Raw genomic sequence first — 21,577 nt, forward strand, 5'->3', positions numbered from 1 at the left:
GTTGGGGCGCCTTTTCGGCACCGACGGGGTACGTGGGGTCGCGGGTCGCGACCTCACGGCCGAGTTCGCCATGGACCTGTCCGTGGCGGCCGCTCATGCCCTCGGCGATGCCGGGGCGTTCAACGCCAGCGTCGGGCGGCGTGGCCGCCCGGTCGCCGTCGTGGGCCGGGACCCGCGGGCTTCAGGAGAGTTCCTGGAGGCCGCAGTGGTCGCCGGCCTTGCGTCGTCTGGCGTGGACGTTCTCCGGCTCGGCGTGTTGCCAACCCCGGCGGTCGCGTATCTGACCACGGCTCTCGGAGCCGACATGGGCGTGATGATCTCCGCCTCCCACAATCCCGCACCGGACAACGGGATCAAGTTCCTCACCCGCGGTGGCTACAAGCTGCCCGACACGGTGGAGAACGAGATCGAGGAACGGCTCGGCGAGAAGTGGGACCGCCCCGTCGGCGCTGAGGTCGGCCGTGTCCGTGAGGCGTACGGCGAGGCCGACCGTTACGTCTCCCACCTGCTGTCCACGGTCTCCGGCCGTCTGGACGGCCTGAACGTCGTCCTCGACTGCGCGCACGGAGCCGCCCACGTGGTGGCGCCCGAGGCACTGCGCAGGGCCGGGGCGACCGTCGAGACCATCGGGACCCGTCCTGACGGTCTCAACATCAACGCCGGTTGCGGCTCGACCCACCTGGACAAGCTCCAGCAGGTCGTGGTCTCCAGAGGGGCGGACCTCGGTATCGCCTACGACGGGGACGCCGACCGCTGCCTGGCGGTCTCGCACACCGGCGAGGTCGTCGACGGCGACCAGATCATGGCGATCCTGGCCACCTCCATGCACGCGGAGGGCAAGCTGGTCGGCGACACCGTAGTGGCCACGGTGATGTCCAACCTGGGCTTCAAGATCGCGATGCGGAACGCGGGTATCGACGTCATCGAGACGGCCGTCGGTGACCGCTACGTCCTTGAGGCCATGCGGGCCGGTGGCTACAACCTCGGCGGGGAGCAGTCGGGGCACGTCCTGCTGCTCGACCACGCGACGACGGGGGATGGTCTGCTGACCTCGCTCCACCTGCTGTCGGTCGTGGCCCGCGAGGGCAGGCCGCTGGCCGAACTCGCCTCGGTGATGACCCGGCTCCCGCAGATCCTGGTCAACGTCAAGGATGTGGACCGCGCCAAGGCCTCCGTGCCCGAGCTGTCCGCGGCGGTCGCCGCGGTCGAGCTGGAGCTCGGGGAGACCGGGCGGGTGCTGATCCGTCCGAGCGGCACGGAACCCATGATCCGCGTCATGGTCGAGGCCTCCTCCGCGGAGCAGGCCGAGCGGATGGCCGGCCACCTGGCCGAGGTCGTCCGTACGGCCTGCGTCTGAGAACACCCGGCCCGCCCGGTGCGCCTACGCACACCGGGCGGGCCGTTTTCGTGTCTCAGGAGTGGGAGCGGAGCTGAGTGTCCAGCGTCCAGATGCCGACCTCCACGTTGGTCACCCTGGTGCGGTAGAGCTCCCGCTCGGTCAGGATGCAGAGGTCGCCCAGCCCCAGCTTGGCCATCACGTGGTCGGAGAACGGCGTGCCTGTCCCCGCCCCCGCGAGCAGGGAGCGCAGGAACCCCTCACCCCATTCGACCGTGTGCAGGACCCAGGGAGCCTCACCGGCGATGACCAGACTCAGCAATTGGTGCAGTTTGTCGGCGCGGTCCCTGCGGACGCGGCCGTCGGAGAGCTGGGCGATGTGGTTGCCGGTCTCTATCACCGTGGTGACGGGCAGGATGAGGTCGCATCCCCGCCTCTGCTCCAGTTGTTGCTTGACACTCTCTCGGTCCTGGTTCTTGCCGGGGATATCGAGGATGTTGCAGAGCACGGAGGTGTCGACGAACTCCACTCTGGGCGCCATGGTCAGTCGATCCCCATGAGTCGGTCGAACGCGGTGAAGTCGCGGGAGCGGACGGGCGCCTGTTCCAGGAGCCCGGAGGTGATGACCGTGCCGAGATCGCCCTGGGCCATCAGGGTGGGGTAACCGTCCATATCGGGGAGTTTTCTGAGCTGGGAGAGACCGGTCGTCCGGTCCCGGGTGCAGACGACGACGTTTCCGTGCTCCTCGGGCTCCAGGGCGGAGAGGAGGGCGGGGCTGTGCGTGGTGAAGATCACCTGGGCGGTGTCCTCCCGCGTGGCCTGTCTGACCAGGTCAAGGATCTGACTGGCCTGGGAGGGGTGCAGGCCGTTCTCCAACTCCTCGATCACCAGGGTGGGGGACACCGTCTCACGGGTGCGTCCCTGGCGGAGCAGGCTGGTGGCGATGGCCGTGAACCTCAGCAGGCCGTCACTCATCTCCCTGGCAGGGGTCAGGGCGCCGTCCTCCCTGAGGGCGAGCATCACGTCGTTGAGCGGGGACCGGATGACCTCGATCCCCGTCACCTCGTGGTCGACGAGTCCCCGCACATGGGAGACGAGCTGCCGGAACCGTTCGGGATCGTCGTCGGCCATACGACCGACCACGGCGGAGAGGTTTTCTGCTGTTCTGCGCAGTCGCACATCCCGGCTGGGGATGTACTGCCGCATGAGATGGGGGACAGGGTCCAGGTGGAAGACCCCGCGCAGCGTCTCCAGGACGTCTTCGACGGCGGTGACGACGCGCCTTTCCGCCTCGGTTTCCCCGGCCAGCCGGAGAGGCAGCTGGCTGATCAGCAGCCGGTCGGAGCGGAAGGGCACTCCGGGGGCTTGTCCTCGACGGCCGTTGTACCAGGTGGCGTCGACAGTCCCAGACCGTGGGTCCGTCTCTGTCGACCTGAGGAGGTCGTGGAAGTCATCGTTCCCAGACCGGCCGGTCAGGCGCTCGCTGACGATCACCGGTTCGGGGCGGACCAGGATCGTGACGTCGAACCGCAGATGGACGTATCCTTCGTCGGCTTGGCCGACGGCGATGACGTCGCATCCGAGTTGGAACTGATCAGACCCGTGAGGCGGGCACCCTTCGATGCCGCCCCGCAGTGCTCCCTCGTCGCCTCGCCTGCTGTCCAGCGCGTCGACGATGTCTCCGCCCTCCGCCAGGCGGGACAGGACTTCGAGGCCGTCGAGGGCGTTGGACTTCCCGCCGCTGTTGCGGCCGATGAGCGTCGTCATCGGCCCCAGAGGGAGAACCGCGTCACGGAAGGTCTTGAACTCGGTGAGACGCAGTTCTGCCAGGCGAGACTTCATAGGTGAACCGTACATGCGCACCTCCTACAGGAGGTGCGCACGCGGACCTACTCGTCGCCGGTGAGGGAGAAGGTGCGCAGGCGTTGGCCGGCCCAGAGGACGGCGCCTGCGGTGATGAGGAGGAGGGCGGTGGCGGCGAAGCCTATGGTGAGGTCGCTGGACAGGAACGACGAGGATGACACCTGGTCGGCCACGGTCTGGGCCCACTGCTGGATGGAGTATCTCCTGGCGCCGGGGACGAAGTTGCCGACGACGCCCTCCCAGATGAGGGCGTAGGCGATGCCGACCGTCACCGCGTGCCTGGTGAGGACGCCGAGCAGCATGAACAGCGCCGCGTAGGCGAGGCCCCCGGCCAGGGCGCCGACCGCGAAGCCGTACGCGATGCCGGATTCGAAGCCGACCAGCAGGTAGGCGGCGACGAGGGTCGGCACGGCGGCGAACAGGGCCAGGACCGAGGAGGCGACGAGGAACTTGGTCTGCGCGACGACCGGGCGGGAGATCGGCTTGGACAGCAGGTGGACGATCGTGCCGTCGTCGATCTCGGGGGCGATCACGCCGGTCCCGGCGATCAGGCCGAGCAGGGGCAGGATGGTGCCGAGGGCGAACTTCTGCATGAAGTCAACGGCGATCCGCTCGCTCCCGCCGCTGATCATCCGCACCAGCACGGCCAGCCCGATCAGCACGACCGGCAGCAGGACCAGCAGCCAGATCCTTCTGCGGCCGAGCAGCGCGCGGTAGGAGATTCCGGCGATGACAGCGTTCATTGTCAGCTGCTCCTGTTGATCAGGTAGGAGAAGACGCTCTCCAGGTCTTCGTCGGCGGGGGAGATCTGCCAGATCCGCACGTCCGCGTCCCTGGCGACCCTGGGCAGCAGCCAGGTGAACCGCCGGAAGTCGACAGCCTGCACCTCAAGCCCCGTCTGGGTGAGGGAGACCGAGCTTGAGGAGCCGTCGGAGATCAGGGCCGAGGCCAGCCGTCTGTCGTCGCTCGACCGGACCCGGAACACGTGGGGCCGGTCGGTCATCCTGCGGCGGATCTCGCGGAAGTCGCCGGTGGCCGCGTGACGGCCCGCGACCAGCACCTCGATGTGCTGGGCGACGCGCTCGACCTCCTCCAGGATGTGCGAGCTGAACAGGATGGTCTTGCCCGCGGCGCCCATGGCACGCACGAGGTCCATCAGGTGCATGCGCTGGCGCGGGTCCATGCCGTTGAACGGCTCGTCGAGCAGCAGGACCTGGGGGTCGTGCACGAGGGCGGCGGCGACCTTGATGCGCTGGCGCATGCCCTTGGAGTAGGTCTCGATCCTGCGTTCGGCGGCGGTCTCCATCTCGACCGTGGCGACGGCCTTGCGGGCGGCGCCCTCGGGGTCGGACAGCCGGTGGAGCCTGGCGCTGGACAGCACGAACTCCCAGCCGGTCAGGAAGCCGTAGGCGGCCTCGCGCTCGGGGACCAGGCCGATCGAGCGGTAGACCTCGTGGTTGCGCCAGATCTTGACGCCGTCGAGGGTCACGGTGCCGCCGGAGGGGGCCAGGAAACCGGCCATCATGTGCAGCAGCGTGGACTTGCCCGCGCCGTTGGGGCCGAGCAGGCCGGTGACGCCGGGGGCGACGGTCATGGTGACGTCGTTGACGGCCACCACGTTGCCGTACCAGCGGGAGACCTGGGCCAGTTCGATGTTCATCGCGCGGCCGCCTTCCGGTAGCGCGTGACCAGGGCGATCACGGACAGGGCGATCAGGACGACCACCAGCAGCAGCTGCAGCGCGACGGCGCCGCCGCCGCTCGGGTAGACGACGGGGGAGGAGGCGTCCGCGCCGAAGAGCCCGACGTGCACCGCCGCGTCGACCAGGAAGAACGGGTTGATCATCAGCGCCCAGCCGGAGGCGGTGTAGTTGTTCACCGACTCCATGGTCGCCGAGACGAGGGTCGAGACCGCCGACGTGAGCAGGTAGAACGCGATGACGGAGGCCACCCCGAGGCCGCGGCGCGGGGTGAAGGAGGCGATCGCCACACCGATGCAGGACAGCAGCAGCGCGGAGACGGCCGCCCCGGCCATGGCGGCCAGGTAGTTGCCGGTCTTGACCGGATCCGGCAGGTCGACGACCAGCTCACCGATATAGAGCACGGTCAGCGGTACGGCCAGCAGCAGGAACATCGCCGTGATCATCGCCGCGAGCTTCGCGCCGACGTAGTCCCACAGCGTCACCGGGCGGGACAGGTAGAGCGGGAGCACCCGGAAGCGCAGGTCGGGGGCCACGATGTACGGCGACTGCGCGGCCAGGAAGACCGCCAGCACCGCCTGCATGATGGAGCCGTAGGAGGTGTAGGCCATCACCTTCTGCCGCAGCAGCGCCATGACCGCGATGGAGACGACCGCGGGCAGCATCATGACGCCCACGATCAGGAAGGGGATGATCTTCGCCCGTATGGTGCGGCCGAGGCCGAAGATCCCGCGCAGGCTGTGTACGGCCAGCGCCACGGTGGCGTGTCTGCGGCCGAGCCGTACGCCGTCGTAGTGGCGGTATCCGATGTCGTGGATGACACCTGTCGGCTCAGACATCGGCGGACTCCCTGCTGACCGGCTCCTTGAAGACGTCCTCGATGCGCTGGCGCCCCTGCTCCATGCGGACCAGGCACAGGTCCAGGTCGCAGACGGCGTCGCGGAGCGTGTCGAAGGTCTCCGGCGCGCGGACCTGGACCAGAAGAGAACGGCCGTGCTCGACGACGGTCTCGCCCAGCTCGGTCAGGCGGGCGGCCAGCGCCTGGCGGCCCTCCTCGACCTCGACCGTGACCGTCTGGGTGGTCTGGGTGAAATCGGCGATCGACGAGGAGCGCAGCAGCTTGCCGCCGTCGATCACGATGACGTGGTCGCAGACCCGTTCGAGCTCGCCGAGCAGGTGGGAGGTCACCAGCACGCTGATGCCGAACTCGGTGCCGATCCTGCGGATCAGCGCCAGCATCTCGTCGCGGCCCTGCGGGTCGAGGCCGTTGGTCGGTTCGTCGAGGAAGACCAGGCGGGGGTCGTGCACCAGCGCCTGGGCCAGCTTGACCCGCTGCTTCATGCCGGTCGAGTAGCCGCCCATCACGCGGTAGCGCTCCTCGTACAGGCCCACGTGGCGCAGGACGTCGGCGGCGCGCTCTCTGGCGGACGTGCGTGGCAGACCGGACATCTGCCCCATGTGCACGGTGAACTCGGTCGCGGACATGTCGGGGGGCAGACAGTCGTGCTCCGGCATGTATCCGACGACCCTGCGGATCTCGGGACCCTGGGTCGTGGTGTCCATGCCGAGCACCTGGGCCTTCCCCGCTGAGGGGTCGAGCAGACCCAGCAGGATCTTGATGAGGGTGGACTTGCCCGCGCCGTTGGCGCCGACCAGGCCGGTGACGCCGGGACCCACGTTCACGGTGAGCTGGTCGAGCGCCGTCACCCGGGGAAAGCGTCTGGTTAGTCCCTCGGTGGCGAGGATGGTCATGCTCGGACCCTACCTAGCGGATGGGGGTAATTCCTCGCCCGAGCGAATGAGGAGGGCATCGTCCGAAAGTTCAGGTTCTCAGGGCTTCTCCCAGGGGGTTCCCCGGCGAGGATGCACGGGCAGCCGCACGCCGTACCGCGACCAGTAGGCCCGCTGGACGACGAGCGTTGCCGTACCGGAGATGACCATGCCCGCGACGTTGACCGCGAGCTGGGTGACGGAGGCGGCCATGTCGTCCCAGCGGGCCAGGGCGGCGGCGACCGCGAAGTATCCGGCGGCGGGGACTGTCGTGACCGAGATGAAGACGCCGACCAGGGCGGAGGACTTGCCCGCGGTGACCGAGAGCACCCCGGCCGCGCCCGCCAGCAGCGCCACGATGAACGACCACCGGTCGGGTTTGACGATGAACTCGATCTCCTTGTGCTCACTGAGGCTGGTCGGCCCGATCCAGCCGAGTCCCCGGGAGACCAGGGCGCAGGCGAGGGTGACCGCGACGGCGAAGGAGAAGCCGACGGCCAGCGCGCGCAGGGCCCTGGTGATCAGCCGTCTGTCGCGGCGCAGCAGGCCGAAGCAGATGGCGGCGATGGCGCCGAACTCGGGGCCGAGGACCATCGCGCCGACGATGAGGATCGGTGAGTCGGTGATGACGCCGATGGCCGCGAGCTGCGTGGCGATCGCCAGGAAGGCGAGGAAGGCCCAGGTGATCCTGGACTCGGCGGCGACCTTCCTGGCGAGTTCCGCCCAGATCACCGCGTCGTCGCTCTCGCCGGGGGCCTCCCGTTCCGCGCGGTCGGCCGCCTCGGAGAGGGACAGGTCGACCTCCTCGGCGGAGATGGAGCCCTCGGTGCGCAGGCCGAGGCGCTGGAGGTGCTCGATCACCTCGTTGGCGGCCTCCCGCGCGACGTCGAACTGGACCAGGTCTCCGCTGGGGGAGCGGGCCGCGCCGGGCAGCACGACGAGGTTGGTCACCCCGACGGCGCCGTCGAGCAGCCCGAGGACGTCCTCGGTGCGCCCGGCAGGGCTGATCACACGCAGATGCAGCACGGGCCAACCCTAGATCCTCCTGGTTCGACAACATTCGCGCCTGGCCGAACCTTGGAGTATCTATTAGATATATCTGTTAGATAGAAGGGGGTCATGATGGCGCGACGAGATCAGACGGGGCATGTGCTCGGCGAGCCGCCGTTCGTCATGTGTGATGGTGTACGGCTGGCATCGCCGGGCCGTGTGTTCGGTGAGTCGCTGCTCGACATGGGTGTACGGCTCGCATCGGTGGATCGCGTGTTCGATGAGCCGCCGTTCGTCACGCGTGAGGGTGTACGGCTGGCGTCGCCCGGCCGTGTGACGGGCGGGGACGTTCCCGGGGCCGAGGGGCGAAGGTGACCGGGACCGTGAGGCGGGCCCGGGTCGGCTTTGCCCTGTTCGCGCTCGTCACCGTTGGCGGTGGCTGGCTCTTCGTCGTCCTCGACAGGGCGACCGGGCAGCTCACCGGCACCGGCAGTGCCGTCTCCGCCGACGGTTCCACCTCGGGGCAGGGGCTGTGGATCGTCGTCCCCGCGCTGACCGCGCTCGTGCTGTTCCTGGTCAGCAGGGACGGCGCCGGGCCGCTGGGGATGACGCCACGCGTCCCCGTCCGCTGGTTCGCGTTCGCGACGCTGTTCTTCCCCGTGCTGGCCGTCGGCTGTGTCGCCGCGGCGGCGGTCAGCGGCGTCGCGACGTTCACGCCGGGCCTTCCCGGCTCCGTGGCCACCGTCCTGGGCTTCCTGGTGGTCAAGAACGTGCTTGAGGAGTTCGTTTTCCGTGGGTACGGCACGCGCACCGCGATGGCGCTCGGCCTGCGGGGGGTCATGCCGCACGTGCTCGTCGGGGCGGTCTGGGGGCTGTGGCACCTGCCGCTGTATCTGGTCTGGATGTCCCCGGCCGACCTGCGCGCCGCGACGACGCTGCCGCTCGCCTGGTACGTGCCGTTGTTCCTTCTCGGGATCACGGCGCTGGCCGTCCTGTACGGCGAGCTGCGGGTGTGGACCGGCTCCATCTGGCCGGGGGTGGTGCTCCACACGGTCAGCGGCGCGCTCACCCTCTCGCTCATGACCGGCGGCCACCTGCGCTTCACGGGACCCGGCGAGGTGCTGTTCGGCCTGTCCCCCGCCTCGGTGGCCTCCATGATCGTCTGCGGCGGCACGGGACTGTATCTGCTGCGGCGCCGTACAGGACGGTCAGGCAGGGGAGGGCGTCAGCCCAGGGATCTGGCCATGCCGACCGCGATGGGGCCGAGCAGCGGCAGCGCCACGTTCGACAGGGCGTAGACGATCGTGTACGACATCAACGGCGTCGGGTTGCCCGCGACCTGCTGGATCGCGGTGATGGCCGGGGTCGAGCACTGCTGCCCGGCCACGGCTCCCAGGGCGAGGGGCGGCTCAAGCTTCAGCACCTTGAATCCCACGACCAGTGAGATCGTCGCGGGGACCAGCGTGACGAGGATGCCGACCAGCGGCAGGGCCAGACCGTACTTGGTGATGAGGGAGACCGCCTGGGGGCCGGAGGACAGGCCGACCGCGCTGATGAAGACCGCGAGCCCCAGGTCCTTGATCACCGAGGCGGCGGCGGGGTCGTACTGGCCGAAGGTCGGGTGGCGGGCGCGCAGCCAGCCGAAGAACAGGCCGGTCAGCAGGCAGCCGCCGCCCGTGCCCAGCGACAGTGGGATGTCGCCGAGGGTGAGGGTGAGCTTCCCGATGAGCAGGCCAAGGACGATACCGGCCGCGATGTAGACGAAGTCGGCCTTCACCCCGGTGCCCAGGCGGGTGCCCATCCAGGCGGCGGCGCGTTCCACGTCCCCGCGCACGCCGATGATCCGCACCACGTCCCCGGTGTTGACCACCGTCCCCGGGCGGATGGGCAGGGTGTGCTCCATCCGGCTGATGTCGCGCAGGTAGACGCCCTGCACGGCCTCGGGAGGGAGGTCGTGGCGCAGGTGGGCGAGGGTCTGGCCGGAGTGGTCCCTACGGGTGAGCAGGACGTCGGCGACCTCCAGGTCGAGGTTGAGGTCACGGCCCCCGGGCAGTTCGGGGCCGAGGACGGCGTCGGCCTTGATCGCCTCCTGGCGACGTCCGACGACCACCACCTCGTCGCCCTTCCGCAGCACGGTCTGCGGATCGACGTCGATCACCTGGCCGTCGCGCAGGACGCGTTCCACGGTGGCCTGGCCGTCCATGGCCGCCTCGACCTGCGCGACCGTCCTGCCCGCGCCCGCGATGACCCGCTGGGCCCTGCCGACGACCGAGGGCAGCGCCGGGGTGCTACTCGCCCGCGAGCCGGTGCCGCCGAGACTCTTCCACAGCTTGGCCGCGGACTCCCGCAGGTCGAAGCGGAGCAGGGCGGGGGTGATCTGGCTGGTCAGCAGCACGATCGTGATCAGGCCGCAGATGTAGGAGATGGAGTAGGCGGTGCCGATGTTGGCCTGAAGTGTCCTGATCTCGGCGGCGGGCAGCGGCAGCCTGCCGACGGCGTCGGTCGCGGTGCCGACGACCGCCGACTCGGTGGCGCCGCCCGCCATGAGCCCGGCGGCGGTCCCCGCGTCCAGTTTGAGGATGACGACCGCCAGCGCGGTCACCGCGAGTACGGTCACCACCTCGATGAGGGTGAACCAGCCGTAGCGCAGGCTGGTCCTGTTGAGGCTGGAGAAGAACGACGGACCGCTCATGTAGCCGAGGGTGAAGATGAACAGCGCGAACGCGATGTTCTTGACCTGGTCGTTCAGGGTGACGCCGCCGCCGACCATGCCGACGACGATGGCCACGATCAGCGTGCCCGCGATGCCGCCGAGCGAGAGCCGCCAGAATTTGATCCTGCCCAGCGCGAAGCCGAGCGCCAGGCAGACGAACAGGGCGATCTCCGGGGTGCCCCTGAGCAGCTCCTTCATGAGCGGTCGAACTCGTCCTTGTAGCCCTGCACGACCTCTTTGAGCCAGGTGCCGATCTTCTCGTAGGCGTCCATCTCCAGGTTGGCCAGGCTGACCCGGACGCTCCACTCGGGGCCGTCGAAGCCGCCGCCGTTCAGCAGCACGACCGACCCCTTCTCCGCGAGCCTGAAGACCGGGTCCACGGGCTCGTAGTTGTGGACAAGCCAGGTGGCGAACTCCTGGCCGAAGGTGCGGCCGATGAAGGACAGCAGGTCGAGTTCGGCGTAGTAGTGGGCGGACAGCGGGTCCTTGGGCAGGGGGACGCCCATCCCCTTGACCAGGGCGTGCAGCCTGCGGGCGACGATCGCCTGGCAGGTGTGCCGGTACTCGTTCTCCTCGTCCATCAGCTCCGCGAGGGCGAACAGCGCCATCTGCGCCTGCTGCGGAAGCGACAGACCGGCGGTGTGGTTGAGCGCCACCTGCCGGGAGTCGGCGACGAGCCGGTCGATGAACCTGATCTTCTCGGGCTCCAGGCTGATGCTGCCGTAGCGCTCCCTGAGCCGGTCCCTGTCGGAGCGGGGCAGGGCGGCCAGCTTCTCCTCGAAGACGTTGTCCTGGTTGATCGCGATGACGCCGAGCCGCCAGCCGGTGGCGCCGAAGTACTTGCTGAAGGAGTACACCCCGATGGTGTTGCGCGGCGCGGCCGACATCAGGGAGCGGTAGCCGTTGACGAACGTGCCGTAGACGTCGTCGGTGATGATCGTCAGCCCCGGGTTGCTCGTCCTGCTGATCTCCACGATGCGGTCGAGCGCCTCGGGGGCGAGCATCACCGAGGGCGGGTTCGACGGGTTGACGACGAAGACCGCCTTCACCTGGGGGTCGGAGAGTTTGTCCAGTTCGCGGAGGTCGTACTGCCAGGTGTGCACGCCCGACGCGTTCACCTTGGTCGCGGCGATCTCGATCGTCTTGAACCGGTAGCGCTCCAGGTGCGGGATCTCCAGATACGGGCTGAAGATCGGCGTCATCAGCGCGATGGTGTCCTCGGGCCGCAGGATGCCGTTGATCACGGCGCTGTCGAAGACGTAGCACATGGCCGCGGTGCCGCCCTCGGTCGCGAACAGGTCGTACGGCCTGGCCGGATCGTGGCCGTCGCACACCTCCTTGACGAGGTAGGCGTGGACCACCCGCTCGACGTGGGAGAGCATGCGCACGGGGTCGGGGTAGTGGTCGCCGACCACCGCGTCGGTCAGTTCCCACACCCAGGCGTCGGGGTCGAACCCGAGCCGGTCGACCCCCCAGGCCACGGAACGGCTGAGCTGCTCGGCCCCCGGCCGGTCCGCGTTGTCACGCAGGAAGGCCGTCATGCGCTCGGCGATGCCGTCCTCGCGGGGCACGCCCGCCAGGCCGTCCCACTCGTCCCAGTCGCGCCGCGCCTCGGCCATGCCGAAGGAGCCGAGCAGGAAGAACGCCTCGCGGGGCGCGGTGGCGGTCCAGTTGGGGTTCCCACGGCCCGCGTTGAGCAGCGCGCGGGCGTTCCTCCCGTTCCGCTCCCCGGCGAGGGCGATCAGCTCGTTCTTCAGCTCGAACGGGCTGAGCGACTCCCACCGGCGCTCCGCCTGACGATCGACCATGTTTCCCCCATGTCAACGGATGGGGGGACCGGTCAGACTCCTACCCGGTCAGATGCGGCGTAGCCGTACGCGGCGGACGGAGTGGTTGGGGCCCTTGTAGAGGATCAGGCCCGCGCGGCCCCTGGTTGGGGCGATGTTCTCGACCAGGTTGCGTTCGTTGATGTCGCGCCAGATGTCCCTGGCGAACGTGGTGGCCTCCTCCTCCGACAGCTCGGCCAGGTGCCTGAAGTAGGACTTGGGGTCCTCGAAGGCCGTACGGCGCAGCTTGTGGAAGCGGTCCACGTACCAGTCGCGGATGTGCTCGACCTTGGCGTCCACGTAGATGGAGAAGTCGAAGTAGTCGTTGACGGCCAGCGCCGCGGGCGGGGCCGGTTGCAGGACGTTGAGGCCCTCGACGATGAGGATGTCCGGCCTGCGCACGGTCTGCAGGGCGCCGGGGACGATGTCGTACTCAAGATGGCTGTAGACCGGGGCGCTGACCTCGGGCAGACCGGCCTTGACGTCGGCGACGAAGCGCACCAGGGCCCGGCGGTCGTAGCTCTCCGGGAAGCCCTTCCTGTGCATGATGTCCCGCTCGGTGAGCACCGCGTTCGGGTACAGGAAGCTGTCGGTCGTGACCAGATCGACCCTGGGGTGCTCCGGCCAGCGGGCGAGCAGGGTGTGCAGCAGCCTGGCCGTTGTCGACTTGCCGACCGCGACGCTGCCCGCGATGCCCAGGATGTACGGCGAGGGCCGCTGCCCGGCGCCGAGGAAGGTGTTGACCGCCGCCCCCCGCTGCCTGGCGCCGGTGAAGTGCAGGTTGAGCAGCCGGGTGAGCGGCAGGTAGATGTCGGTGACCTCGGCCAGGTCGATCGGGTCGTCGACGCCGCGCAGCTCCTCAAGCTCGTCCTCGGTGAGCGTCAGCGGAGTGTTCTTGCGGAGCTCACCCCACTGCTTGCGGCTCAGCTCGACGTACGGCGTGCCGTCCAACCCGTTGGCCATAGCTCCGAAGCCTACTGATCGGTCAAAAGTGCCTTTCGGTGGGGACGCCTTTGCCCGATGGCGGGCAGGAATCTTGGGCCTGCGGGCACGTTCTCCCTAGTCTCGTTCGGACGAAAAGGGGGATCCCATGTGCGGAATCGTGGGTTATGTCGGCGGGCGGCGGGCCGTTGACGTGGTCGTCGAGGGGCTGGGGCGGCTGGAGTACCGGGGGTACGACTCGTCGGGGGTCGCCCTCGTCGGGACCGACGGGGAGCTGACCGTCGAGAAGAGGGCGGGCAAGCTGGCCAACCTGCGCTCAAGTCTGGCCGGGCACTCCGTGCCGCCCGCGACGACCGGGATCGGGCACACCAGGTGGGCCACCCACGGCGCGCCGACCGACCGCAACGCCCACCCGCACACCGACTGCTACGAGCGGATCGCGGTCATCCACAACGGCATCATCGAGAACTTCGCCGAGCTGCGGGCCGAGCTTGAGGACAACGGGCACAAGATCGACTCGGAGACCGACACCGAGGTGGTCGCGCACATGCTCGAAGGGTTCGCCGACCTCGGGCTCGCCGAGGCGATGCGCCGTACCTGCCGACGTCTTGAGGGGGCCTTCACGCTGCTGGCCGTCTCGGTGGACGAGCCGGACACGGTGGTCGGCGCCCGGCGCAACTCGCCGCTGGTCGTCGGACGCGGTGACGGGGAGAACTTCCTGGGCTCGGACGTGGCGGCCTTCATCGCCCACACGCGGGAGGCGGTCGAGCTGGGCCAGGACCAGGTGGTACGGCTGCGCGCCAGCGAGATCACGGTCACCGACTTCGAGGGCCGTCCCGCCCCGACGCGCAACTACCACGTGGACTGGGACGCCTCGGCGGCGGAGAAGAGTGGCTACGACCACTTCATGCTGAAGGAGATCGCCGAGCAGCCCAGGGCGGTCGCGGACACGCTGCTGGGCAGGATCGGCGCGGACGGGCTGCTGACGCTGGACGAGATGCGGCTTTCCGGCGAGGAGCTGCGGGAGATCAACAAGATCATCGTGGTCGCCTGCGGCACCTCCTACCATGCCGGACTTATCGCGAAATATGCCATCGAACACTGGGCGGGTATCCCGTGCGAGGTCGAGCTGGCCAGCGAGTTCAGATACCGTGACCCGATCCTCACCCGCGACACGCTGATCATCGTGATCAGCCAGTCCGGCGAGACGATGGACACCCTGATGGCCGTACGGCACGCCCGCGAGCAGCACTCCCGGGTGCTGGCCATCTGCAACGTCAACGGCTCGACCATCCCGCGCGAGGCGGACGCCGTCCTCTACACCCACGCGGGCCCGGAGATCGCCGTCGCCTCGACCAAGGCCTTCCTCACCCAGCTCGTCGCCTGCTACCTGGTCGCGCTCTACCTCGCCCAGGTCAGGGGGACCAAGTTCGGCGACGAGATCTCCCAGATCGTCGCGAGGCTGTGGGAGATGCCCTCGCGGGTCGAGGAGGTGCTCTCCACGATGGAGCCGGTCAGGGAACTGGCCCGCTCGTTGGCCGGGGAGCGCTGCGTGCTCTTCCTCGGCCGTCACGTCGGCTTCCCCGTCGCCCTCGAAGGGGCGCTGAAGCTCAAGGAGCTCGCCTACATGCACGCCGAGGGCTTCGCGGCCGGGGAGCTCAAGCACGGGCCGATCGCGCTGATCGAGAGCGGGCTGCCCGTCGTGGTCGTGGTGCCCTCGCCGTCCGGCCAGCGGGTGACCCACGAGAAGATCGTCTCCAACATCCAGGAGATCAGGGCGAGGGGGGCCAAGACCATCGTCATCGCCGAGGAGGGGGACACCTCGGTCGAGCCGTACGCCGACACGCTGATCCGCGTTCCCGCGGTGCCGACCCTGCTCCAGCCGCTGGTGGCGACCGTGCCGCTGCAGGTCTTCGCCTGCGAGCTGGCCACGGCCAAGGGGCACGACGTGGACCAGCCCCGCAACCTGGCCAAGTCCGTCACGGTGGAGTAGCCGCGGGTCCCACGGTGATCGCCCACTGCCGGGTGCCCGCGAGGAAGGCCGCGACCGTCAGGGGCAGGCTGACGAGGCCCGTCACCAGGTCGCCCCAGACGGGCAGGCTGACGGCGGCCAGGGCCCCGGCGAAGGCGAGGACCGCGTTGCCCGTGGCCAGCGTGTGGGCCGAGCGGGAGCGGGTGGCGAGCACGGCCGCGACCACGTCGGCGGGGGCGGCCGGGATCGGGCGCAGCCGCAGGGAGCGGACCAGGAGCAGCGTTCCGCCCGTGACGGCGGCGGTCATCACGGTCCAGGGCAGCCCCGGGACGGGCCGTCCCGTCACGGCGACGCCGATCCCGGCCAGCAGGCCCAGCACGCTCAGCGCGGCGCCGCCGTACAGGAAGGAGCGAGCCTGGGGGGACAGCAGCCGGGGCGGGGCGGGGGCGGCCGCGACCGGGCCGGGCTCGCGCCTGGCGCCGATCGCCAGCTCCGCCCCGAGCACGCCCAGGAACCAGCCGCTGAACGGATCGAGTGTCAGCGGATCCGGGAGCCCCGTGAGAAGAACGAGGCCCGCAGCCAGCCCAGAGGCCCGCCACATGCGTGTGGTCCGCAGGTAGCGCCGCACGACCGGCTCCGCGCCGGGGGTGACCGCCAGCGCCTGACGCCTGGCGAACAGGGAGATCCGCTGCGGGTGCACCGGGCCCGACCAGTACCACGCCGCGAAGGCCATCAGGACGGCGGTGGCGGCCAGCGAGAGCATGTGATCATTTTAGGAGCGGCGACCGACATTTCCCGTCTCGGCAGGCCATGGGGGATGTGTCCACAACCTGTGGACAACATCCATGGATTGCCGGGACATGAAAGTGGGTAACGCGGCCTAGCCTGGAACCGTGATCGTGGGTATCGGGGTCGACGTCGTGGACGTGGCACGTTTCGCGGCGTCGCTCGAAAGGACGCCCTCCCTGCGGGCCAGGCTGTTCACCGAGGCCGAGCGCGGGCTGGCCGTACGGTCCCTGGCGGCGCGGTTCGCGGCCAAGGAGGCCGTCGCCAAGGCCCTGGGCGCCCCTCCCGGCCTGAGCCACCTCGACGCCGAGGTCCTCCCCGGCGCGTACGGCAGGCCCGAACTGCGGGTCCACGGCACGGTCGCCGAGGTCGCCGTGACCCTCGGCGTCCTGCGGTGGCACGTGTCGCTGACCCACGACGCCGGTGTCGCCGTCGCCTACGTGATCGCCGAAGGCTGACCGCACGGCCTCGCGCTGCGGCGTGGACGGGACGGGATACCGTCGGATCATGCTCAGCGCTTACACCTCCGACCAGATCAGGACGGCCGAGGCGGCCCTGATGGCGAAGCTGCCCGACGGCACGCTCATGGACCGGGCCGCGACCGGCCTCGCCACGGTCTGCGCGGCGCTGCTCGGCGGCGTGTACGGCTCGCGCGTCGTGCTGCTGGTCGGCTCTGGAGACAACGGGGGCGACGCCCTGTTCGCCGGGGCACGCCTGGCGGCCAGGGGAGCCAGGGTCGACGCGGTCCTGGCCGGGACCCGGGTCCACGAGGCCGGGCTCGCGGCCCTGCGTCGCGCCGGGGGACGCGTCCTGGACGTCAGGGAGGCCGGGGACGACGGGCGGGAGCGGGCACGCACACTGATCAAGCGAGCCGACCTGGTCATGGACGGCCTGCTCGGCATCGGGGGCGCCGGAGCGCTGCGGGAGCCGTACTCGACGCTGGCGGAACTGACGCATGAGACCGACAGACCGCTGGTCGTCGCCGTTGACGTGCCGAGCGGGGTGGACGCCAGCACCGGGCGGGTCGAGGGGGAGGCGGTCAGGGCCGACTACACGGTCACCTTCGGCGCCTGCAAGGCGGGACTGCTCGTCAGCCCGGGGGCGCGCCACACGGGACGGATCGAGTTCGTCGACATCGGGCTCGGGCCTTACACACCGGAGCCCGCGGTGACCGCGCTGACCGACGCCGACGTGGCCGCGATGCTGCCCAGGCCGGACACCACCTCCGACAAGTACCGCAGGGGCGTGGTCGGCGTCGCGGCGGGTAGTCACGGCTACACCGGGGCCGCGGTGCTGGCGGTCGGCGGGGCGGTCAGGTCGGGGGCGGGGATGGTCCGCTACGCCGGGGTCGCCGAGCCGGTGGCGCAGGTGCGCGCCCGCTGGCCGGAGGCGGTGATCACGGAGCTGGCGCCGGGGGAGGGCGTCGGCGAGGTCGGCAGGGTGCAGGCGTGGGTGCTCGGTCCCGGCCTCGGGACGGGGGCGGAGTCGCTGGAGATCGCCCGTACCGTGCTGGCGAGCGACGTGCCCGTGCTCCTCGACGCGGACGCGCTGACGCTGGCCGCCCGCGACAGGTCGCTGCTGCGCCGTACGGCACCGGTGCTCGTCACCCCGCACGCGGGCGAGCTGTCGCGGCTGCTCGACGTGCCCAGGGAGCGGATCGAGGCGGACCCTCTCGACCATGTACGGCGGGCGGTGGACGAGCTGGGCGTGACCGTGCTGCTCAAGGGTTCGACCACGCTCGTGGCGCGGGACGGCCTGCCGGTCAGGGTGAACCTCACCGGCAGCCCGTGGCTGGCCACCGCGGGCACCGGCGACGTGCTGGCCGGGATCGCGGGGACGCTCCTGGCGGCCGGGCTCGACGCCTACGACGCGGCCTCGTGCGCCGCCCACCTGCACGGCCTGGCCGGTGCCGACGGGCCCGTGTCCGCCTGGGACGTCCTTGAGGCCGTCCAGGGGGTCGTACGGTCCCTCCTCGAACCCGGGTTCCGGTCGAAGTAGGGCGGGAGTTTCGGACGCGGCGAGCCGGGCAGGTGGAGTGCTCGTCCCGGCCGCCAACCAGGCGCCGGAAACGTCCCTAAAGGGGTGCCTTTGGCATAGGTTAGACCGCTGACCTGGGAGACTGGATGAATGAGCATGCCGATGACCCCTGCCGAGGCGAGGGTGAACCTCTCTGCCATCAGGGAAAACGTGGCCTTGCTGAGGGAGCGCTCTCAGGGCGCGGAGACCATGGCCGTGGTCAAGTCCGACGGTTACGGCCACGGCCTGGCCGCCTCCGCCGAGGCCTGCCTCGCGGGGGGCGCGACCAGGTTCGGCACCGCCTACATCCGTGAGGCTCTGGCGCTGCGGGCCGCCGGGGTCACGGTGCCGGTCCTGGCGTGGATCATCCCGCCGGGCGAGCCTCTTGAGGAGGCGATCGTCCAGGGGATCGACCTGTCGGCGGGCGCCGTGTGGCTGGTCGACGCGATCGCCGAGGCCGCGGGCCGTACGGGCAGGGTGGCCAGGGTGCACCTGAAGGTGGACACCGGCATCCGCAGGGGCGGCGCGACCAGCGCCGAGTGGCCCGCGCTCGTGGAGCGTGCCACCAAGCGGCAGATCGAGGGGACGATCGAGGTCGTCGGGCTCTGGTCCCACCTCGCCTGCGCCGACATGCCCGGCCACCCGTCCGTCGAGATCCAGCTCGACGCCTTCGACGAGGCCCTGGCCATCGCCGGACGGGCGGGGCTCGGCGGCTCGCACGTGATCCGGCACCTGGCCAACTCGGCGGCGGTGCTGACGCTGCCCAGGGCGCGCTACGACATGGTCCGTCCCGGGCTCGCGCTCTTCGGCCTGAGCCCCATCCCGGAGCTGGGCGACTTCGGGCTGCGGCCCGCGATGACCCTGGTCGCGCGGATCGCGATGGCCAAGCGGGTGCCCGCGGGCTGCGGCGTCTCCTATGGCCACACCTACCTCACCGACCGCGAGACCACGCTCGGCCTCGTCCCCCTCGGCTACGCCGACGGCATCATGCGCCACGCGGGCAACACGGCCCAGGTGCTCGCGGGCGGCAGGCGGCGACTCGTCGCGGGACGGGTCTGCATGGACCAGTTCGTCATCGACGTCGGGGACGACCCGATCGCCGAGGGTGACGAGGTCGTCGTCTTCGGTGACGGATCGCGGGGGGAGCCGACCCTGCAGGAGTGGGCGGATTCCCTTGGCACGATTACCCATGAGATTGTGACCAGGATCGGATCGCGGGTTCCGCGCGTTTACCACTGAGAGGGCATGACTGGGGGGTCGCATGAGCAACACCGCACGGCGCAGGGTCGGCATCGCGGGAGCCGTCGTCGGCACCGCGTCCGCCGGGGTGGCCGCAGCGGCCCTCGCCAAGCGGTACGCGGTCGGACGCATCAGGCTCCGGCCCGACCTGGAGATGAGCGAGCCGCTCGGTGAGCTGCGCGGCGAGCCGGTCAGGGTCACCACCTCCGACGGCGTCAGCCTCTACGCCGAGGTGGACGGTTTGGAGACCTCCCCGCTGACCGTGGTGCTCTGCCACGGCTACACGCTCAATCTGGACTCCTGGCACTACCAGCGACGCGACCTGCGTGAGTCCTACCGCCTGGTCCTGTGGGACCAGCGCGCGCACGGCCGCTCGCCCCGCGCGGGCGCGGAGGGCTCCACGATCGACCGGCTCGGCGACGACCTGGCCGAGGTGATCGCGGAGCTGGTGCCGGGGCCGTGCGTCCTGGTCGGCCACTCCATGGGCGGGATGACCGTCATGGCGCTGGCCGAGCGCTACCCCGAGCTGTTCGGCGACAAGATCAAGGGTGTCGCGCTGATCTCCACCTCGGCGGGCAAACTGGCCGAGATCTCCCTCGGGCTGCCCGCGCTGCTGTCGAGGGCGGTGCACAAGGTCACCCCGAGCACGGTCGCCCTGCTCGGCCGGGGCGGCGCGCTGGTCGACAAGGGGCGTCAGGCGGGCAACGACGTGGCCTTCCTGCTCCTGCGCCACCTGGGCTTCGGCGACCCGAAGAGCGTCAGCCCGACTGTCGTCGACTTCGCCGAGTCGATGATCCGCTCGACGCCGTTCGAGGTGATCGCCGACTTCTACCCCGCGCTGATGTCGCACGACAAGCTGAGCGCCCTCGGCGTCCTGGACGACGTGCCGACCTCCATCATCGTGGGGGACAAGGACTGGCTGACGCCGATCGAGCACAGCAGGGCCATCGCGGCGGCGCTGCCGCGCGCCCAGCTCACCGAGGTTCCGGGAACCTCCCACCTGATCCAGCTCGAACGCCCTACGGTCGTCAACGACGCGCTGCGCGACCTGCTCAAGCGGGCGGCGGCCGAACCAGGGGGCGGCGAGCCCGGACGGACACCACCAGGGGAGAAGAGACAGTGAGAGTCGTGGCGACCGCCGAGGAGATGCGTGAGCTCGGCGTCGAGCTGGCCGGGCTGCTGCGCGCGGGAGACCTCGCGGTGCTCTCCGGGCCGCTGGGCGCGGGCAAGACGACCCTGGTCCAGGGGATCGCCGAGGGGCTGAAGGTGCGCGGGCCGATCACCTCCCCGACCTTCGTCATCGCCAGGGTCCACCCCTCGCTGGCCGGGGGCCCCGCCCTGGTGCACGCCGACGCCTACCGGCTCGGCGGGGACCTTGAGGTCGACGACCTCGACCTGGACGCCTCCCTCGAAGACTCGGTGACGGTCGTCGAGTGGGGTGAGGGCCTCGTCGAGGGGCTGACCGAGGACCGCCTTGAGATCCACATCCAGCGCGCCGAGGCGGCCGGGGTCGGCGAGGAGCGGACCGTACGGCTGAACGGCGTCGGCGCCCGCTGGGAGGGCGTTGTCTGATTCACCCCCGTAGGCACGGGAATCCTGTCACTCTGGCAGCACGCCCCACTTGGTATAGATCATTGGAACCGAAGATCGACCATGCGGGTATGCCCATGTTTAATGGGATTCAGGCGGGAAGTTATGCCGGGCAAAGGGTCGTCGGCCGGACTGCGAAGTGGAGTGCGACGGGTGCCAAGGGTCAAGCGTGTCGCGGTTCTGGGGGCTGCGGCCCTCTTCGGAGTGGCCGGATGTACGGCCCAGCCCACCACGGAGAACACGGACGGGAACGTCTCGCCCGTGTCGCAACGGACGGCGATCAGCAGGCAGGACATCGAGGTCCAGCTCCAACCGGCCCGCGCCAAGGCCGGGCAGAAGGTATGGGTGCTGGCGAACTGCCCCATCCCCGAGGGCGGCCCCGAGCACAGGGGCACCGCCTCCTCCGAGGCCTTCGGCGCCCCGATCACCCTTGAGCCCATCCTCGCCACCCCGAGCCCCTCGGCCTCGGCGACCGGCACGCCCGCGGCGCGCCCCTGGGTCCGCGGCCAGGCCACCGTCGCCGACAGCGTGAAGGCCGGGGTCTACGACGTCAACACCAGGTGCGAGGGCACCAACGACACCGGCAAGGCCGGGCTGCGGATCGTCTCCGACACCAAGCCGAGCTCCGAGCCGACCACGCGCCCGAGGCCGACCCGCACGATCATCTCCACCCACGCTCCCGGCACCGGCGGCGGAGGCACCGCCGCGGGCGGCCCCAACGACGGCTCCGGCATGCCGCTCGGCGCCACCGGGGCACTGCTCGCCGTCGCCCTGGCGGGCGGCGCGGGCTACCTCGTCGTACGGCGCCGCCGCTCGTAGTGGCCCCGTAGGCACC

21 protein-coding genes are annotated in these 21,577 nt (G+C 70.2%); 10 read left to right on the forward strand and 11 right to left on the reverse strand.

The window, feature by feature from the left end:
- The first annotated feature begins 1 nt into the window (after window position 1).
- Complete coding sequence (gene glmM / locus FHS44_RS04850) at window positions 2-1,357, forward strand: phosphoglucosamine mutase (RefSeq protein ID WP_184712631.1); 1,356 nt, start codon at window positions 2-4, stop codon at window positions 1,355-1,357.
- A gap of 55 nt (window positions 1,358-1,412) precedes the next feature.
- Here the strand turns inward: glmM and FHS44_RS04855 are convergent, their stop codons facing one another.
- From FHS44_RS04855 to FHS44_RS04885, 7 genes are all read right to left on the reverse strand, one after another.
- A complete protein-coding gene (locus tag FHS44_RS04855; protein WP_184712632.1) occupies window positions 1,413-1,877 on the reverse strand; it encodes a hypothetical protein in 465 nt (154 codons plus the stop codon).
- Between the two features lie 2 nt (window positions 1,878-1,879).
- On the reverse strand, window positions 1,880-3,178 hold the full coding sequence (locus FHS44_RS04860; protein ID WP_184712633.1) for an AAA family ATPase: 1,299 nt from the start codon (window positions 3,176-3,178) through the stop codon (window positions 1,880-1,882).
- Between the two features lie 47 nt (window positions 3,179-3,225).
- Complete coding sequence (locus tag FHS44_RS04865; protein WP_184712634.1) at window positions 3,226-3,942, reverse strand: ABC transporter permease; 717 nt, start codon at window positions 3,940-3,942, stop codon at window positions 3,226-3,228.
- Window positions 3,943-3,944: 2 nt separating this feature from the next.
- Complete coding sequence (locus FHS44_RS04870; RefSeq protein WP_184712635.1) at window positions 3,945-4,859, reverse strand: ABC transporter ATP-binding protein; 915 nt, start codon at window positions 4,857-4,859, stop codon at window positions 3,945-3,947.
- Window positions 4,856-5,737, reverse strand: coding sequence for an ABC transporter permease (locus tag FHS44_RS04875; RefSeq protein ID WP_184712636.1), 882 nt, complete (start codon window positions 5,735-5,737; stop codon window positions 4,856-4,858). Before FHS44_RS04875 ends, FHS44_RS04870 begins: the two co-directional genes overlap by 4 nt.
- Window positions 5,730-6,650 (reverse strand): ABC transporter ATP-binding protein, encoded by a 921-nt coding sequence (locus tag FHS44_RS04880; RefSeq protein WP_184712637.1) that lies wholly within the window; start codon window positions 6,648-6,650, stop codon window positions 5,730-5,732. The genes FHS44_RS04875 and FHS44_RS04880 overlap by 8 nt, the downstream gene beginning before the upstream one ends.
- A gap of 78 nt (window positions 6,651-6,728) precedes the next feature.
- Window positions 6,729-7,694 carry a DUF389 domain-containing protein gene (locus tag FHS44_RS04885; protein WP_184712638.1) on the reverse strand — a complete coding sequence of 322 codons (966 nt, stop codon included), beginning with the start codon at window positions 7,692-7,694 and terminating at the stop codon, window positions 6,729-6,731.
- Window positions 7,695-7,787: 93 nt separating this feature from the next.
- Here FHS44_RS04885 and FHS44_RS04890 point away from each other — a divergent pair, with 93 nt between their 5' ends.
- Window positions 7,788-8,033: a hypothetical protein gene (locus FHS44_RS04890; protein ID WP_184712639.1), complete on the forward strand. Its 246-nt coding sequence runs from the start codon at window positions 7,788-7,790 to the stop codon at window positions 8,031-8,033.
- Window positions 8,030-8,956 carry a CPBP family glutamic-type intramembrane protease gene (locus FHS44_RS04895; protein ID WP_184712640.1) on the forward strand — a complete coding sequence of 309 codons (927 nt, stop codon included), beginning with the start codon at window positions 8,030-8,032 and terminating at the stop codon, window positions 8,954-8,956. The genes FHS44_RS04890 and FHS44_RS04895 overlap by 4 nt, the downstream gene beginning before the upstream one ends.
- On the opposite strand, the gene aspT is transcribed toward FHS44_RS04895, so the two are convergent.
- The 3 genes from aspT to coaA are packed head-to-tail and all read right to left on the reverse strand — an operon-like array spanning window position 8,884 to window position 13,160.
- Window positions 8,884-10,569, reverse strand: coding sequence for an aspartate-alanine antiporter (gene aspT / locus FHS44_RS04900; protein WP_184712641.1), 1,686 nt, complete (start codon window positions 10,567-10,569; stop codon window positions 8,884-8,886). The two genes, FHS44_RS04895 and aspT, sit on opposite strands and share 73 nt — an antisense overlap.
- Window positions 10,566-12,179 (reverse strand): bifunctional aspartate transaminase/aspartate 4-decarboxylase, encoded by a 1,614-nt coding sequence (locus FHS44_RS04905; protein ID WP_184712642.1) that lies wholly within the window; start codon window positions 12,177-12,179, stop codon window positions 10,566-10,568. Before FHS44_RS04905 ends, aspT begins: the two co-directional genes overlap by 4 nt.
- A 48-nt stretch (window positions 12,180-12,227) precedes the next feature.
- Complete coding sequence (coaA, locus tag FHS44_RS04910; protein ID WP_184712643.1) at window positions 12,228-13,160, reverse strand: type I pantothenate kinase; 933 nt, start codon at window positions 13,158-13,160, stop codon at window positions 12,228-12,230.
- 127 nt (window positions 13,161-13,287) lie between these two features.
- Between coaA and glmS the strand changes: the two genes are divergently transcribed.
- Window positions 13,288-15,132, forward strand: a complete 1,845-nt coding sequence (gene glmS / locus FHS44_RS04915; RefSeq protein ID WP_184712644.1) for a glutamine--fructose-6-phosphate transaminase (isomerizing) — start codon at window positions 13,288-13,290, stop codon at window positions 15,130-15,132.
- Here the strand turns inward: glmS and FHS44_RS04920 are convergent.
- Window positions 15,119-15,874 carry a hypothetical protein gene (locus tag FHS44_RS04920; RefSeq protein ID WP_184712645.1) on the reverse strand — a complete coding sequence of 252 codons (756 nt, stop codon included), beginning with the start codon at window positions 15,872-15,874 and terminating at the stop codon, window positions 15,119-15,121. The genes glmS and FHS44_RS04920 overlap by 14 nt on opposite strands.
- 130 nt (window positions 15,875-16,004) lie before the next feature.
- Between FHS44_RS04920 and FHS44_RS04925 the strand changes: the two genes are divergently transcribed.
- From FHS44_RS04925 to FHS44_RS04950, 6 genes are all read left to right on the forward strand, one after another.
- A complete protein-coding gene (locus FHS44_RS04925; protein ID WP_184712646.1) occupies window positions 16,005-16,355 on the forward strand; it encodes a holo-ACP synthase in 351 nt (116 codons plus the stop codon).
- A gap of 49 nt (window positions 16,356-16,404) precedes the next feature.
- Complete coding sequence (locus tag FHS44_RS04930; RefSeq protein ID WP_184712647.1) at window positions 16,405-17,895, forward strand: NAD(P)H-hydrate dehydratase; 1,491 nt, start codon at window positions 16,405-16,407, stop codon at window positions 17,893-17,895.
- Window positions 17,896-18,030: 135 nt separating this feature from the next.
- Window positions 18,031-19,152 carry an alanine racemase gene (gene alr / locus FHS44_RS04935; RefSeq protein WP_221460494.1) on the forward strand — a complete coding sequence of 374 codons (1,122 nt, stop codon included), beginning with the start codon at window positions 18,031-18,033 and terminating at the stop codon, window positions 19,150-19,152.
- A 22-nt stretch (window positions 19,153-19,174) separates the two neighbouring features.
- Window positions 19,175-20,275 (forward strand): alpha/beta fold hydrolase, encoded by a 1,101-nt coding sequence (locus FHS44_RS04940; protein ID WP_184712648.1) that lies wholly within the window; start codon window positions 19,175-19,177, stop codon window positions 20,273-20,275.
- The gene (gene tsaE / locus FHS44_RS04945) at window positions 20,272-20,724 is read left to right on the forward strand and encodes a tRNA (adenosine(37)-N6)-threonylcarbamoyltransferase complex ATPase subunit type 1 TsaE (RefSeq protein WP_376771560.1); all 453 of its coding nucleotides are present in this window, start codon (window positions 20,272-20,274) and stop codon (window positions 20,722-20,724) included. Before FHS44_RS04940 ends, tsaE begins: the two co-directional genes overlap by 4 nt.
- A gap of 279 nt (window positions 20,725-21,003) precedes the next feature.
- Window positions 21,004-21,561: a hypothetical protein gene (locus FHS44_RS04950; protein WP_184712649.1), complete on the forward strand. Its 558-nt coding sequence runs from the start codon at window positions 21,004-21,006 to the stop codon at window positions 21,559-21,561.
- The last annotated feature ends 16 nt before the right edge of the window (window positions 21,562-21,577 follow it).

Origin of the sequence: Streptosporangium saharense, assembly GCF_014203715.1 — a bacterium.
Classification (GTDB): Bacteria; Actinomycetota; Actinomycetes; order Streptosporangiales; family Streptosporangiaceae; genus Streptosporangium; species Streptosporangium saharense.